Origin of the sequence: Bartonella sp. AP65SXKL (assembly GCF_042195725.1) — a bacterium.
Classification (GTDB): domain Bacteria; phylum Pseudomonadota; class Alphaproteobacteria; order Rhizobiales; family Rhizobiaceae; genus Bartonella.
The window spans coordinates 186,023-201,134 of the sequence record NZ_JBHIOW010000002.1; the positions used below are offsets into that span (position 1 = coordinate 186,023).

General features: G+C 37.4%; 15 protein-coding genes and 1 pseudogene. 7 read left to right on the top strand and 9 right to left on the bottom strand.

The window, feature by feature from the left end; genetic code table 11:
* Positions 1-29: 29 nt before the first annotated feature.
* The gene (gene secB, locus ACFIMP_RS02140) at positions 30-506 is read right to left on the bottom strand and encodes a protein-export chaperone SecB (RefSeq protein WP_375611417.1); all 477 of its coding nucleotides are present in this window, start codon (positions 504-506) and stop codon (positions 30-32) included.
* A gap of 142 nt (positions 507-648) precedes the next feature.
* Complete coding sequence (locus ACFIMP_RS02145; protein ID WP_375675441.1) at positions 649-1,143, bottom strand: FxsA family protein; 495 nt, start codon at positions 1,141-1,143, stop codon at positions 649-651.
* 174 nt (positions 1,144-1,317) lie between these two features.
* Here ACFIMP_RS02145 and ACFIMP_RS02150 point away from each other — a divergent pair, with 174 nt between their 5' ends.
* Together ACFIMP_RS02150 and ACFIMP_RS02155 are read left to right on the top strand one after the other, a co-directional pair.
* Positions 1,318-2,010 (top strand): Tim44/TimA family putative adaptor protein, encoded by a 693-nt coding sequence (locus ACFIMP_RS02150; protein ID WP_375612823.1) that lies wholly within the window; start codon positions 1,318-1,320, stop codon positions 2,008-2,010.
* 52 nt (positions 2,011-2,062) lie between these two features.
* Positions 2,063-2,653, top strand: coding sequence for a Smr/MutS family protein (locus tag ACFIMP_RS02155; RefSeq protein WP_375611420.1), 591 nt, complete (start codon positions 2,063-2,065; stop codon positions 2,651-2,653).
* Positions 2,654-2,788: 135 nt separating this feature from the next.
* Here the strand turns inward: ACFIMP_RS02155 and ACFIMP_RS02160 are convergent.
* Positions 2,789-3,037: pseudogene (locus tag ACFIMP_RS02160) on the bottom strand (integrase arm-type DNA-binding domain-containing protein); the annotation flags it as partial.
* Between the two features lie 528 nt (positions 3,038-3,565).
* The gene (locus tag ACFIMP_RS02165) at positions 3,566-4,102 is read right to left on the bottom strand and encodes a GcrA family cell cycle regulator (RefSeq protein WP_375677680.1); all 537 of its coding nucleotides are present in this window, start codon (positions 4,100-4,102) and stop codon (positions 3,566-3,568) included.
* Between the two features lie 486 nt (positions 4,103-4,588).
* On the opposite strand from ACFIMP_RS02165, the gene ACFIMP_RS02170 reads away from it, so the two are divergent.
* The 3 genes from ACFIMP_RS02170 to ACFIMP_RS02180 are packed head-to-tail and all read left to right on the top strand — an operon-like array spanning position 4,589 to position 7,773.
* A complete protein-coding gene (locus ACFIMP_RS02170) occupies positions 4,589-5,803 on the top strand; it encodes an aspartate aminotransferase family protein (RefSeq protein WP_375671742.1) in 1,215 nt (404 codons plus the stop codon).
* Positions 5,800-6,735 (top strand): ornithine carbamoyltransferase, encoded by a 936-nt coding sequence (argF, locus tag ACFIMP_RS02175; protein WP_375685946.1) that lies wholly within the window; start codon positions 5,800-5,802, stop codon positions 6,733-6,735. The genes ACFIMP_RS02170 and argF overlap by 4 nt, the downstream gene beginning before the upstream one ends.
* Before the next feature lie 36 nt (positions 6,736-6,771).
* Positions 6,772-7,773 (top strand): Hsp33 family molecular chaperone, encoded by a 1,002-nt coding sequence (locus ACFIMP_RS02180; protein ID WP_375685947.1) that lies wholly within the window; start codon positions 6,772-6,774, stop codon positions 7,771-7,773.
* An 841-nt stretch (positions 7,774-8,614) separates the two neighbouring features.
* On the opposite strand, the gene ACFIMP_RS02185 is transcribed toward ACFIMP_RS02180, so the two are convergent.
* The 5 genes from ACFIMP_RS02185 to ccmA are packed head-to-tail and all read right to left on the bottom strand — an operon-like array spanning position 8,615 to position 11,536.
* A complete protein-coding gene (locus tag ACFIMP_RS02185) occupies positions 8,615-9,208 on the bottom strand; it encodes a DsbE family thiol:disulfide interchange protein (protein WP_375612827.1) in 594 nt (197 codons plus the stop codon).
* Positions 9,183-9,434 (bottom strand): hypothetical protein, encoded by a 252-nt coding sequence (locus ACFIMP_RS02190; protein ID WP_375612828.1) that lies wholly within the window; start codon positions 9,432-9,434, stop codon positions 9,183-9,185. Before ACFIMP_RS02190 ends, ACFIMP_RS02185 begins: the two co-directional genes overlap by 26 nt.
* Positions 9,422-10,201: a heme ABC transporter permease gene (locus ACFIMP_RS02195; RefSeq protein WP_375611426.1), complete on the bottom strand. Its 780-nt coding sequence runs from the start codon at positions 10,199-10,201 to the stop codon at positions 9,422-9,424. The genes ACFIMP_RS02190 and ACFIMP_RS02195 overlap by 13 nt, the downstream gene beginning before the upstream one ends.
* Positions 10,202-10,247: 46 nt before the next feature.
* The gene (gene ccmB, locus ACFIMP_RS02200) at positions 10,248-10,913 is read right to left on the bottom strand and encodes a heme exporter protein CcmB (RefSeq protein WP_375611427.1); all 666 of its coding nucleotides are present in this window, start codon (positions 10,911-10,913) and stop codon (positions 10,248-10,250) included.
* Positions 10,914-10,924: 11 nt separating this feature from the next.
* Complete coding sequence (gene ccmA / locus ACFIMP_RS02205; RefSeq protein ID WP_375611428.1) at positions 10,925-11,536, bottom strand: heme ABC exporter ATP-binding protein CcmA; 612 nt, start codon at positions 11,534-11,536, stop codon at positions 10,925-10,927.
* Positions 11,537-11,831: 295 nt separating this feature from the next.
* Here ccmA and acnA point away from each other — a divergent pair, with 295 nt between their 5' ends.
* Together acnA and rpsT are read left to right on the top strand one after the other, a co-directional pair.
* Complete coding sequence (gene acnA, locus ACFIMP_RS02210; RefSeq protein WP_375685948.1) at positions 11,832-14,519, top strand: aconitate hydratase AcnA; 2,688 nt, start codon at positions 11,832-11,834, stop codon at positions 14,517-14,519.
* A gap of 237 nt (positions 14,520-14,756) precedes the next feature.
* Entirely contained in the window at positions 14,757-15,023 is a 267-nt protein-coding gene (rpsT, locus tag ACFIMP_RS02215; RefSeq protein WP_375612830.1) for a 30S ribosomal protein S20, read from the top strand.
* Positions 15,024-15,112 lie beyond the last annotated feature (89 nt).

Sequence of the window (15,112 nt, forward strand, 5' to 3'; positions counted from 1 at the left end):
GGCTTTTTGATAGCAAAAAAATAAATTTTTTAAGAGGGCTGTATTTGATTGTCTTTTTGCTCTTCAGAAAGACGCTTTTGGAAGAGTGCTGCAAAATCAATAGGATCAATCCACAAAGGTGGAAAACCACCACTTTGAGTAGCATCAGATATAATTTGGCGAGCAAATGGAAATAAAAGACGGGGACATTCAATAAAGACCAGTGGCATAACATGTTCTTGTGGAATGTTTTTAAGGTGGAAAACACCACCGTAAATAAGTTCTACATGAAATAAGGTTTCAGTTTCATCATTGGCTTTGACGGAGAGAGACAAAACGACATCATAATTGTCATCACCAATTGGGTTAGCATTGACGTTAATATTGATATCAATTTGTGGTGATTTTTCACGTGCACGTAATGAACGAGGAGCACCAGGGTTTTCGAATGATAAATCTTTTAAATATTGAGTTAATACAGCAAAAACCGGCTCTCCACCACTGTTATTCATTTCATCTTCGGCCATACGACAAACCTCTTCCATTATAATATGTATATTTATTTTAGATCTAAAGACCAGATTGGTTATCACGCCTTGCAAAAGGTTGCAAGAAATGCGCTCTTTATCTTGAATATTTTTTTAGTTTGTTACAGATTTTTTAGGTATTTCAATGGTTATCATCATTTTTGCGCCATGGAGATTCTGTCGTATCATGAATTGTGTAATCTTCTGCTTTTAGATCAATTATTTTTTCAGAGTCATTTTTTCTTTTAGTATTGGGATTCATTTTGTTTTTTAATGATGCAAAGAAATACCAAGCAACAGAGCGAATTGGTTTAATAAGAAGTAATATTCCCAAGAGGTCAGTTACAAAGCCGGGAAGAATAAGTAAAATTGCACTAAACATGATGAAAGCATCATTAATAATATTATTCTCTAATGTGCGTCCTTGGATAAGTTCATTTTGTATATTTTTTAAGAGGCTAATCCCTTGAATTCGCAATAAAACAACCCCAACTATGGTTGTGAGAATAACCAAGCTCAAGGTTGCCAAAATACCAATTTCTTGACCAACAAAGATAAAACCAGCAATCTCGATTAAAAGAATGCAAAGAAAGATAACAACAAAAAAACGAGGATTTATAGAATAAAGTTTTATCACATGAAAGTTTCCTTCTAGATGAGTAGGGGGAGAAATTCTTAAGAGAACTCCGTTTAAATACAAAATCTATAAAAATATTTGAATGATAAGATTCCTTATTTTACATATTTATTGATAAATGGTATTGACTGCAATGTTTATTAGAGACTTAAGCTTTGGAGATTGATAGCGCCTATGGAATTTGACGTTATACTTGTCATAGCTCTTGTTGTTATGGTTGTTATTTTTGTGCAACTCCGTAATGTATTAGGGAAACGAATTGGGTTTGAAAAGCCACCCTTTGATCCTTATTCACGACGTTCTAAAAAACAAGTTGAAGCAGAAACGGCTGATAATATTGTTTCGTTCCCTCATCAGAAAAATTCACAAAAAGACGACTTTAGTGAAATTGATAAAATTTCACCGGAGGGGAGTGTTTTGAATAAAAATTTGCGGGAATTTCATAGAATTGATCCTCATTTTTCTCCTCAACTTTTTATAAAAGGTGCACAAATTGCGTATGAAATGATTGTAACAGCTTTTGCCAAAGGTGATCGCAATCAACTTAAAAGCTTGCTTTGTCAGGATGTTTTTGAGAGCTTTTGTATGGCTATTGAGCAACGAGAAAAAAATAAAGAAAGAATAGAATTCACTTTTGTTGGAATTAATAAGGCCGAATTTGTTGCGGCGGCAATACAAGAAAAAGATGAACTTTTAACAATACGTATTGTCAGTGAGATGATTTCTGTTACTTATAATGAACAGGGCGAGCGTATAGACGGTGATCCTGATGCTATTGTAGAAATCAGGGATATTTGGACTTTTGTTCGCAATAGTTTATCGTCAGATCCCAACTGGAAGCTTTTTGCTACAGAAAATGAAAATTAAAATACTTTTTGTTTTTCTTCCATAAGCATTCAATGATTTATGAGAAATTAAAATGTCCTCAAGTAAATGGAGACAAAAAAGAGATTTATTGGCTTCACAAGATCGTCTTTTATGGGAGATGGTTTGTCGTACGATAACACCGCTTCACGGTAAGATGCTCTCTTCTGCTTCAGAAACTATTGCAAATATTAATGATAAAAAACAGCCTGTAACTCAAATCTCCTCATTGTCTCAGGAAAATCAACAACCCTCGACAATTATTAAAAGAGAAAAGAGGTCAGTTACACAAGCACAAAAGATTCATTTCTTTGATCATGTTGCATATCGTAAAATTTCCCAAGGTCGTTGTCCTCTTGAGGCGCGTCTTGATCTCCATGGTTATATGCAGGAAGAAGCTTATTTTTTCTTAAAAAAATTTCTACAGTCCTCTCAGCAGAGAGGATTGCGTTATGTCCTTGTGATTACAGGAAAAGGACGATCCGTTGGGAGCGATGGAGCTTTGTATAGATTTGTTCCGTATTGGTTATCAACACCAGCTTTTCGATATTATGTCCACGCGTTTGAGCAAGCAGCGCGTCAGCATGGCGGAGAAGGTGCGCTTTATGTTTGGTTGCGCCGTTTTGTGTCGGGAGAAGGAAAGTGATGTTATTGTGGTCGCTCTAGATTTTATATTTATTTATACTTATAATTTATTGTTTTTGTATATTTCGTAAGAGCCTTGAATACAATATTCCCTTCTTTATAATTTTTTATAAAAAATTATAAAGATATTATTTTACATTCTACGTATTGCTTCACGCTTTTGTTTATCGCATTCTTTAACGGGGCACATCCCTCACGCAAAACAGAATGACATTGAATTGCATGTATTCACAGGCTTGTTTTAAAGAAATATCTCTCAACGCTCCCAAGCCTATTTTGCGACGGCATCCGTGAAGAGTATAATGATAAATCCATGAAGCACCCCCTATCTTTATACTTAATAAAAGGGCAATCTGGCATCATCATACACTTTGCCATCTCCCAATGTTGCAACAACCCTTTAAGTCCTTGGCACTTGAAAGCATTTATAAGAGGCATGCTTTTCTTTAAGTGTTTTTAACTCTCCACAGTTCTCATCTCGCTCGTGACGCCCAAACAAAAGATTTTGATTGATTCAATATAAGAGGACTTAAAATGAGAGAGATATAAATGGATCTCATTCAGGTTGCAAAGCGATAAATTATTTTTATAAACCACAGCATTACTCTATTAAATACACGAAGCATAAAAACATGAGAAATTGAGAAACTAGCTTATTCAAAAGATGTCGCTATGGATAGTGTTAAAAGCAGTACAACTAAATTAAAGAAAATTGTGAAAATAAACAGGAATATAACTTTACAACACACAGCTGCGCAATAGCACCAAAAGATACAGTTTCGTTGAATAGTTTCATGAAGAAATTTTTTCATTCATTAAAAGCTCCATTAAATTTCTTTCTCATAATAATTCGATAATTAAAATTTAATAGCGAAGCGCAGAAGGCGTAGAATACGAGATTCAATTGAGGATATTACACTCTTATCCGACGTCTTTCAGATATTGGTTGAAATGCTAGCTTAGCATGAAAGGCACAATAGGGGCTATTTTCATCAGAATCTGCACCACAAAAATGAAAATCTGCTGATAATGGATCGCCAACCGGCCATCTACATGTATTTTCACTCAATTGTAGAAGATTAAGTTGACGTGATATAGGCACAACTACATTGGATTTTGTGGACATATCAACTTCTTTTACATTTTCCACTACAAATTCTGTCTTTAAAGCGGTTTCTTCAATACTTACAGATGATGTGTTTATTGGCGATACCGTGGATGTGTTGCGACGCACACGTGGAGATGATGGGCTGCTACTTCCCACGGGAGTTTTTTGCGCACGCGTGCTTCCTTGTGCTGTCTTACCACGTCCTGGTAATTTTAATCGATGTACTTTGCCGATGACTGCATTTCTGCTGACCCCACCTAATTGAGCAGCAATTTGACTTGCACTTAACCCTTCACTCCAAAGCTTTTTAAGAAGCTCAACGCGTTCACATGTCCAACCCATACCAGCACTCCATTCCGATTACGTCACTAAGATGCTCTCCCCCGTTGCATCTTCAAATGTTTAAATAATGTTTTCATTACGCTGAATGAAAGAACTTTACACTCTACGTGAGCATAAAAAAATCATCCAACCTGTGGATTTACAAATCAAAACACATCATCTTGCTTATTATATTGTAAATTACAATATGCACTCACTCTATGACAAGAGTCTTTACCTCTTAAAGAGTTTATTTAGAATGTTTTCCCCAACTTGCAAATCAATCATAGGTTAAACTTTCACTTTTGTTTAAGGCTTTTTCCCAAAATGCTTATTTGTAGAACCTTCATTGACTTTTTTTCAATTGGTGTAATGATCTATTCTATAGGTGTAATCACTAATCGTAATGAAATGTTGAAAGCACCGTAACGAAATATACCATGCTGTTTTATTTGTAGTGTTGCTTTGTATATATATTGAAAAGACTAAAATATAAAGGGAATTATGATGGATGCCGTCTCTATACAACCACTTTATGAATGCTTCGCAAGACGAAATTTGCATTTTGAACAAGGGCATGGTGTATGGCTTATTTCCGATAAAGGAGAACATTATCTTGATTTCACATCTGGTATTGCTGTTAACGCATTAGGGTATTCACATCCAAAATTGATTGATACGCTCAAAATACAAGCTGAAAAACTTTGGCATATTTCTAATATTTTTCAATCTCCTGAACAGGCATCTTTTGCCACGCGGCTTTGTGCAAATAGTTTTGCGGATAAGGTTTTTTTCTGCAATTCAGGTACTGAAGCATTGGAGTGCGCATTCAAAACGGCACGCCATTATTACTATGCTGCTGGTCATTCAGAACGCATTGAAATAATTACTTTTGAAGGGGCATTTCATGGACGTACACTTGCTGCACTTGCTGCGACTGGGCATGAAAAATATCTTGAAGGCTTTGGACCTAAAGCTGGTGGATTTATTCAAGTACCTTTTTGTGATGAAGTCGCTTTGCGTAACGCTATTAATAAAAATACCGCCGCTATTCTTATTGAACCTATTCAAGGAGAAGGAGGAATACGAACGGTCCCTCATGAATATTTAAGATTTTTGCGCAAAATATGCGATGATAATGGTCTGTTATTGATTTTAGATGAAGTCCAAACGGGTATAGGACGAACAGGAAAGCTTTTTGCTTATGAATGGAGTGATATCACGCCTGATATTCTTACCCTCGCAAAAGGATTAGGAGGGGGATTTCCATTAGGTGCTTGCCTTGCAACGGATAAAGTTGCAAAAAGCATGACACTTGGGACACATGGCTCAACCTTTGGAGGAAATCTTCTTGGAATGGCTGTAGGAAATAGTGTTCTTGATGTTTTGTTAGAGCCAAGTTTTCTTAACCATGTTCAGCGTATGGGGGATAAACTAAAAAGTGGACTTTTGCACATTCTCAATATCTATCCTGATATTATCTGCGCAGTTCAGGGGATGGGGCTTATGTTGGGTATTCAGTGTATTGTACCTTCAAATCTTGTCGTTAATGCTTTGGAAAATGAATATCTCTTAAGCGTTGCAGCCAACAACAACGTTGTGCGCTTATTGCCTCCTCTTATCATTAGGGAAGAAGAAATAGATGAAAGTTTACATCGTATTGAAAAAGCAATAGCGTATCTTTCACAAGTAAACAAAGAAAGACAAATATCACACACATGACAAATGCTCTTCGTCATTTCACGGACTTATCCATTTTAACGCCAGCAATAGCACGTGCACTGATCGATTATGCAAAGATCCTTAAAGCATCTTTTAAAGCAGGAAAAGGTTCAAAACCTTTTATAGGTAAAACACTTGCGATGATTTTTGAAAAACCATCCACACGAACCCGTATTTCATTCGATATCAGTATGCGCCAGCTTGGCGGAGATACAATCATGCTCACGGGTTCAGAGATGCAACTTGGTCATAGTGAAACCATAGCTGATACGGCGCGCGTTTTATCCCGTTTTGTGGATATTGTGATATTGCGAACAACGAAACACCAACGTATGCTCGAATTGGCACAATATGCACAAATTCCTGTCATTAATGCCCTTACAGATGATACACATCCTTGCCAAATTCTAGCAGATATCTTAACCTATGAGGAACATAGAGGGCCAATTGCTGGCAAAATATTTGCGTGGATGGGGGATGGTAATAATGTGCTTCATTCCTTAATTGAAGCTGCAGCTCTTTTTGGTTTTCATTTGCGTATTGCCACACCAAAGGGCAGTGAACCACAGGAACAATTTGTACATTGGGCACGTGAGCGGGGAGCACATCTTATGCTAACCCATGATCCCCAAAAAGCGGCTCAAGATGCTGATTGTATTATGACCGATACATGGGTCTCCATGGGACAAGAATTTCGTGCTCGCAGTCATTCTATTTTTCAGCCTTATCAAGTCAATGAATCTCTCATGAAATTAGCAAAATCTGATGCTCTTTTTATGCATTGTCTTCCTGCTCATCGTGGTGAAGAAGTGGTTGATTCTGTGATTGATGGACCGCACTCCGTTGTTTTCGATGAGGCTGAAAATCGTCTTCATGCTCAAAAAGCAATTCTTTCTTGGTGTTTACAAGATGCGTTTTTCTCTCCACAATAGCCTCCCTACAACAAATTATATAAAAAAGGCAAAGCTATGAGTGAACAAGCTAAAGATGAAGCCTCTCTCAACAACAACTTCTTGCATGAAGATGATAGTGTTATTCCCTTTCAAGTTGAAGAACTTGATATCCGTGGACGTGCCGTACAACTTGGGGAAACTTTAAATTCTATTCTCACAAGACATCAATACCCTGAACCGGTTTCTTATCTTCTAGCAGAAGCTTTACTTTTAACGGTTCTGTTTGGAACTTCTCTAAAACTTACGGGAAAATTTATTTTACAAACTCATTCCGATGGACCAGTTAATATGTTGGTGTGCGATTTTTTGCCTCCTTCAAGTTTACGTGGATACGCTCGTTTTGATAAAGAACAGCTTAAACAAGCCATAGACAATGGTCAAACCTCTTCAGAAACACTTTTAGGAAAAGGCACTTTAGCTTTCACAATTGATCAAGGTCCCCATATGCAACCCTATCAAGGGATAGTTGCATTAGATGGATCAAATTTACAAGAAGCTTCTCGTATTTATTTTGATCAATCAGAACAAATTCCTACCGATATCCGTCTGGCTGTTGCTATATTAATTAATCGTGACCAACAAGGAAAACAGCAGAAAAGCTGGCGAGCTGGAGGTATTTTGATCCAACTTTTACCCCAAGAATCGTCTCATCATAAAATAGATGCCCCTCATCAAAAGCGAGAAGAAACGAAAACTCATACCCAATTGGATAACCAATGGCAGGAAGCTAAAATACTCATGGCAACGATTGAAAGTTCAGAATTAACAGATCCCCAAGTCGGTAGTAAACAGCTCTTGTTCCGTCTTTTTCATGAACAAGGTATTAGAGTTTTTAACCCTTTTTCTCTTGTCGATCAATGTTCTTGTTCACACGAAAAAATTAAAGGAATCCTAGAAGGCTTTTCTATTGATGAACGCAATAAAATGGTTAAAAATAAATATATTTCAGTCACATGTGAATTTTGCTCAAAAACATATTGTTTTACACCGCAAGAATTTTTAGAAGAAAAAACATAATCAAATATTTTTCATAAAAAATGATGATTGCAACAAAAGCCTATTTTATTTGCGTCATAAAAGTTTACGCATAAGCTCATATGAACTTCTAGAATATTTCTTGTCTTAGAGTTTTTTTAGTGTATACGAGTGATCGTTCTGTTGAGATCGGTAATTACGTCATAGAGTGCTTAAAAAAGAGTTCTCTGTAAAATATATTTTCTCTTCTCGAAAAAGCTTCTTTTGTACTTTTTACATCTCAAAAGTTTATTTCTTACAATGAATTCTTTTATAATTTTCATTGATAAATTGATTATGTACTCATAACTTATCTTCTCTGTTAAATGAGACTTTTTGATTGTAGTCATATTTTCTTACTCGAATTTATCTTATTAAGACTCAATAAAGCTTATTAGTTATAATCATAAGGGAAATTATCGAGAGAATAAGAATGTATAGATTCAATATAGACTTTATGGAGTCTATTACGAACAGATAAGTGTAATGGGAATAAATATAACAATGACGCTGCAAAAGAGCAGATTTATTATTTTATAAAGATGAGAATAGTGGTGAAGTCCCCTCATAACAATGTGTATTTCAGATAAAAAAGCGGAGAAAAAATACTATATGATTTTGAAAACAATAGTTGGTTGCTGTCACTAAGCTAACGATGGTTCTATAGCAATATTGTTTTGTCCAAATAATCAAAAATAAAGCTCCCAAACAGATATTTCTTTACACATGTTTTTGAATCAACAATGGTAATGCTCTTGTAAAATTTTTCTAAGAAGAATGATGGTCCGTATAAATAAAATAGCATACATAGCATGATAAAACGTTATGTTTTTACAAACCTGCATTATTTTTCTTCTGTCATAATCGCTTGTTCAATTTTTGGTAGAATTTTTTTTTGATAAATTTGCCATGTTAAGGGACCAACATGTTTGGCAATAATGATGCTCTCTTTATTCAAGAGAAAGGTTTCTGGAGGTCCATATATTCCCCAATCAATGGCTGTATATCCTGAAACATCAAAGCCAATAAATTTAAAAGGATTACCAAAACTGTTTAAAAAGCGCAGGGCGTTTGTTTTATTGTCTTTGTAATTAATACCAATCAGATCAAAACGTTTATCTTGTGCAATTTGCATAAGAATAGGATGCTCTTCGCGACAGGGCAAACACCAAGAACCCCAAAAATTGACCAATGTGACACGTCCTTTAAACTGTTTTGAATTGAGATAACTGTCTTTATCAAGAAGAGGAAGATAAATATTGGGAGCAGGTTTTTCAGCTAATGCGTTTGGGAGAAGAGAAGAATCTTGAAGGTGTTTTTTATCCATAAAGTTGAAAAAAAACATCATGAGAAGAAGAAAAAGCACAAATGGTCCAAAAAAAACAAGCAGAACAGGCAAAGATATATTTTTTTTAAGTTTTGGAGGGATGTTTTTCATTATACTTTTCTTTTTGTGACAGCTCTTTTTTGTTTAGCTGTTGGAGAATTTTTTTTTGGTAGAGGGCTTTGCAAAGAATATATCCAATAAGACATAAGAGGGATATTGCAGAAAGCACATAGCTTAAAACAACAATTTGCTCGTGTTTAAGGGTGCTCAGGAAAAAATCAATTTTCTGAGATAGATTTCCTAAAAGTCCGCCGTGGATGCCATTTAGGTCGAGCATGATGAAGCGTCCTGTTGTTGTGCACGACGGGATTTTTTAATCTGAAGTATTCGGATATAATGACGATTGATTTCATTTCGCATAGCCATCAAATAAAGAGCAATAAACATAAAGATGAAACAAAAGAGCATTGTTATAAGGGGCCATAACATAGCATTGTCGATTGTTGATCCTCCAGCACGTAACAATGATGCTGGTTGATGCAATGTATTCCACCAATTAACGGAAAATTTAATAACAGGGATATTAACAAATCCAACAAGTGTAAGAATTGCAGTAGCACGAGCGGCTTTTACTTGGTTGTCAAAAGCACGCCCAAGCAGGATAATGGAGAGATAGATAAAAAGCAGAATTAAAACTGATGTTAACCGTGCATCCCAGACCCACCATGTTCCCCATGTAGGTCGCCCCCAAAGTGCTCCTGTCATGAGAGCCAAGGCGGTAAAAATTGCCCCAATAGGCGCTCCACATTTAAGTGCCACGTCAGCAAGATGATATTTCCAAATCAGATTTCCTAATGCTGCTGCACTCATCGTTACATAGCAGAATGTAGACAACCACGCAAAGGGTACATGAAGGTACATAATCTTAACAGTAATGCCTTGTTGATAGTCATCAGGGGAATGCATCACTAGAATAAGCCCTAAGATAAGGAAACACAATGTTATGCCGGCCAACCAAGGTAAGACGACTCTGCTTATTTTCATGAAAAGGGTGAAACTTGCAGGGAGTAACCTGATTTTATATGTACGAGATAGTTTATTCATAAAATTCATAATAGGCAGAGTTTTGCTATGCGGCAATCATCTTTTATTATTCTGATAAAAGTTTAAGCGTTATCGCAGCAACAAAAGAGCTAAAGAGACTCAAAAGAAGTGAAAAAGCGCTGAGAAGAGCTAGAGAAGTGAGAAAAGAGGTATTTGGGTTTATTGGGGCTGTAGCAGCGGAAACACCAAAAATCATAATTGGAATGATCCACGGCAAGATAATGATAAAAATAAGCAAAGTACTGTGCAACAATGAGGTTGCGAGTGCAGCGCCTATAGCACCAATAAAAATAATAGCTGGTGTTCCGCATAAAAGGGTAAGTATTGTTGTAAAAGTTATTACTACATCTAAATGGAGCATGAGGGCTAAAATAGGTGTGGCAAAAATAAGAGGAAGCATTGTTCCTACCCAATGGGCAAGACATTTTGTAAAGACAATTAGTGTAAAACTTTGTCTTTTTCCTGAAAGGATAAATTGGTCGAGATTACCATCATCGCGATCGATTTGGAAAAGTTTGTTCAGATTGAGGAGTCCTGCAAGAAGGGCTCCAAACCACAATATACCTGGTCCTATTTGTGCAAGAGTTTTGGGATCTGGTCCAATGGCAAAGGGGGTTATGACAACAACAGCGATAAAAAACAATAATCCTGTTAGTGAAGTGGCTTGTAGCGCTAATAATAGTTTAAGATCACGCCAGAACAGTGCTTTCATTTTATTCTCTCCTAGAGAGGTAAAAATTTTTCCAGAGCGATTTTATGGTTTTCTGGAATGCCTATGGAATTATGAGTTGCAGCGATAATCATACCTCCTTGATTGAGATGACGCTGGAAAATACGAGCAAGGAGTTTTTGAGCATGGTTATCAAGCCCAGATATTGGTTCATCTAAAATCCAAAGAGGACGATAGGAGAGCAAAAGGCGCGCAATAGCTACGCGTCTTTGTTGTCCAGTTGACAGGGCGTTAAAGGGTAAATGTTCAAGGTTAGAAAGACCAATATCGGCAAGAGCTTCATGCGCAAAACGTAAATGTTGACCGTAAAAGTCTGCCCAAAATTGCAAATTATCAATGACAGATAAGAGAGGTTTCATAGCATTTTGAGGACCAAGATAATGACAAGCAGTTGCAACAGGGTATATTTGATCATGGTCTTTAAGTATTATATGACCTTCAGCAGCCTCAAGAAGACCGACAATGATTCGGAGTAATGTAGACTTTCCGATACCATTAGGACCGGTGATTGTCATAAGTTGCTGTGAAAATAAACAAAAAGAAAGACCTTGAAACAGAATTTCCTCGTTTCTGTAAGCGGCTAAATCTTTGCCTGATAACACCATGTGATTGCCTATTTTGTTTTTATTTTCATATTCTTTATTGCATTATAGAATAAAAAACACATTTTTTATGCAATTGTACCTAGAATAGTTCTAGAAATAGTTCTATAAGGGATACCTTACATCAATATCTGGTGTAAAATGGTTTCTGGCGCTGATTTCCGCATTATGCCTAGAGGGTGGAGGGGGAAATGGATGGCGGAGGTAATTGCGTCTGCGCTCAAGCTGCGACCTTGACTCGTAGTTTGTGTTGTTCATTCCTGGAAATTGGGTGGTTATAGTATGAGGGTGGACAGTCATGACTCAAATTGATAGCTTTAATTGTCGTAGAGTATTAAATGTTGGTGGCAAAGAATATACTTATTATAGCTTGATTGAAGCGGAGAAGAACGGACTTGAAGGTGTTTCTCGTTTACCGTTTTCGATGAAAGTTATTCTCGAAAATTTATTGCGATTCGAAGATGGTCGCACAGTTAAAAAAGAGGATATCTTCAATGTTGCTAAGTGGTTAAACGACAAAGGGAGCGCTGGGGCAGAAATTGCTTACCGTCCTGCACGTGTTCTTATGCAGGATTTTACAGGTGTTCCAGCAGTTGTTGATCTTTCTGCAATGCGTGATGCTATGGTTAAACTTGGCGGTAACGCTGAAAAAATTAATCCTCTCATTCCCGTTGATCTCATCATTGATCACTCAGTTATTGTTGATGCTTTTGGCAATTCCATGGCTTTTAAGGAAAACGTTGAGCATGAATATGAACGCAATGGTGAACGCTATCGTTTCCTTAAATGGGGGCAACAAGCCTTTCAAAATTTTCGCGTTGTTCCTCCAGGAACAGGGATTTGTCATCAGGTTAACTTAGAATATTTAGCACAATGTGTATGGATGAAGAATGAAGAGGGCTGTGAGACGATTTATCCTGACACCTGTGTGGGAACTGATTCGCATACGACTATGGTAAATGGTTTAGGGGTTTTAGGTTGGGGGGTTGGTGGTATTGAAGCAGAAGCAGCAATGTTAGGCCAACCTGTTTCTATGTTGTTACCTGAAGTGATTGGTTTTCGTCTAACAGGTAAACTTAAGGAAGGTGTAACAGCCACCGATCTCGTATTAACGGTGACCCAAATGCTACGTCGGAAGGGTGTTGTCGGTAAATTTGTTGAGTTTTTTGGTCCTGGTTTGGAGCATATGACGCTTGCTGATCGGGCAACGATTGGAAATATGGCACCTGAATATGGAGCAACGTGTGGTTTTTTCCCAATTGATAAGGAGACAGTGCGTTATCTCAATATGACAGGGCGTGATGAAAGTCGGATTGCCTTAGTGGAGGCTTACACCAAAGCACAAGGGATGTGGCATGATGAAATGGTGGCTCATCCCATTTTTAGTGATACAATTGAATTAGATATGGGAACCGTTGTCCCTTCTATGGCTGGTCCTAAACGTCCTGAAGGACGTATTGCATTGGAAAATGTTGGGCAGGGTTTTGAGAAGGCATTGGTCGAAGACTATAAGAAGACTTCTGGACAAGATAAGCGTTATCAGGTTGAGGGTGAAGAATATACGCTTGGTCACGGTGATGTGGTGATCGCTGCGATTACGTCGTGTACGAATACATCGAATCCAAGTGTTCTTATTGCAGCGGGTCTTTTGGCACGAAATGCTGTGGCAAAGGGTCTTAAGAGTAAACCATGGGTAAAAACTTCTCTTGCACCTGGTTCACAAGTCGTTGAAGCTTACCTTCAAAATTCGGGTCTGCAAAAAGATTTAGATGCATTAGGATTTAACTTAGTAGGATTTGGGTGCACAACATGTATTGGGAATTCTGGTCCTTTGCATCCAGCTATTTCCAAAACGATTAATGACAATGGTATAATTGCATCTGCGGTTCTTTCAGGAAATCGTAATTTTGAAGGGCGTGTTTCCCCTGATGTGCAAGCGAATTATTTAGCTTCACCACCATTAGTTGTTGCACATGCGCTCATCGGGACGGTGTGTAAAGATTTAACCAAGGAGCCTCTAGGTGAAGATTCAAATGGCCACCCCATTTATTTGAGAGATATTTGGCCAACTTCTCAAGAAATACAGGAGTTTATCGAAAAAAATGTCACGCGGAAGGTTTTTGCCGAAAAGTATGCAGATGTTTTTAAGGGAGATGAAAATTGGCAAAAAGTTCAGATTCCTACGGGTTCTACCTATTCTTGGGATGAGCAATCCACCTATGTACGCAATCCACCTTATTTCGATGATATGCAGAAAACACCTGATATCTTACCAGATATTAAAGATGCACGGATTTTAGGTTTATTTGGTAATAAAATCACGACGGATCATATTTCTCCTGCTGGTTCTATTAAAGCAGCTTCTCCTGCCGGAAAATATTTAATGGATCATGGTGTTAAAGTGGCTGATTTTAATCAGTATGGAACGCGTCGTGGGAATCATGAAGTTATGGTGCGTGGGACCTTTGCCAATATTCGCATTCGTAATTTCATGTTAGGGGAAAATGGTCGAGAAGGAGGTTATACGGTTCATTATCCGTCAGCGGTAGAACAAACCATTTACGATGCAGCAATGGCGTATAAACAAGAAGGTATTCCACTCGTTGTTTTTGCAGGTATTGAATATGGTAATGGATCATCTCGCGATTGGGCTGCCAAGGGGACCAATCTTCTTGGTGTCAAAGCAGTGATTGTGCAGTCTTTTGAAAGGATTCATCGCTCTAATCTTGTTGGTATGGGCATTGTCCCTTTTGTTTTTGAGGAGGGGCTAAGTTGGAAATCTTTAGGCTTAAAGGGAGATGAAAAGGTGACAATTGAAGGGATTCATAACTTGAAACCTCGTCAAAAGACTGTAGCGAAAATTACTTTTTCTGATGGTACGGTAAAAACCGTTCCATTATTATGCCGTGTTGATACTGAAGATGAGCTAGATTATTTGCATCATGGTGGAATTTTGCAATATGTCTTGCGTAAGTTAGCCGTTTAAATTCTTTTGTTTGTTAAGGAATATCTATTATTAAGCTATAAAGTTGCGGATCAAAGAGTTTGGCTTCGTTTTTTTATGGCTATCTTTGAAAATCTAATTGACGTTAGCTTTAGGATTGCGCTATAACCCACACGGTTATAGGCAGCTTTATAGTTTTGCTTGGGTTGGATTTATTTATATTGGTAGAGTTGTTATTGAGACTTATTTTACCAAGGTGTTGAAAGAGAGATTATATTTATGGCGAATACACCTTCTGCTCGAAAAGCGGTGCGCAAGGTTGCGGCGCGCGCACAGGTTAATAAGGCCCGCCGTTCACGCGTTCGTACTTTTATACGTAAGTTTGATGATGCTTTAGCGGGTGGCGATAAGGCATCTGCAGAGATTGCATTTAAGAATTTTGAGCCTGAAATTATGCGTGCAGTTTCTAAAGGGGTTTTTCATAAAAATGCTGCTGCGAGGAAAGTATCGCGTTTAGCTAAACGTTTGAAGGCTCTCAGCGTTTAAGCTTTTTCTCCTTTAATTGAGAACAAAGCCAGTATCCATGAGGATGCTGGCTTTTTGTTTATTATTTCAAAAGTTTCTATTGAAAATAA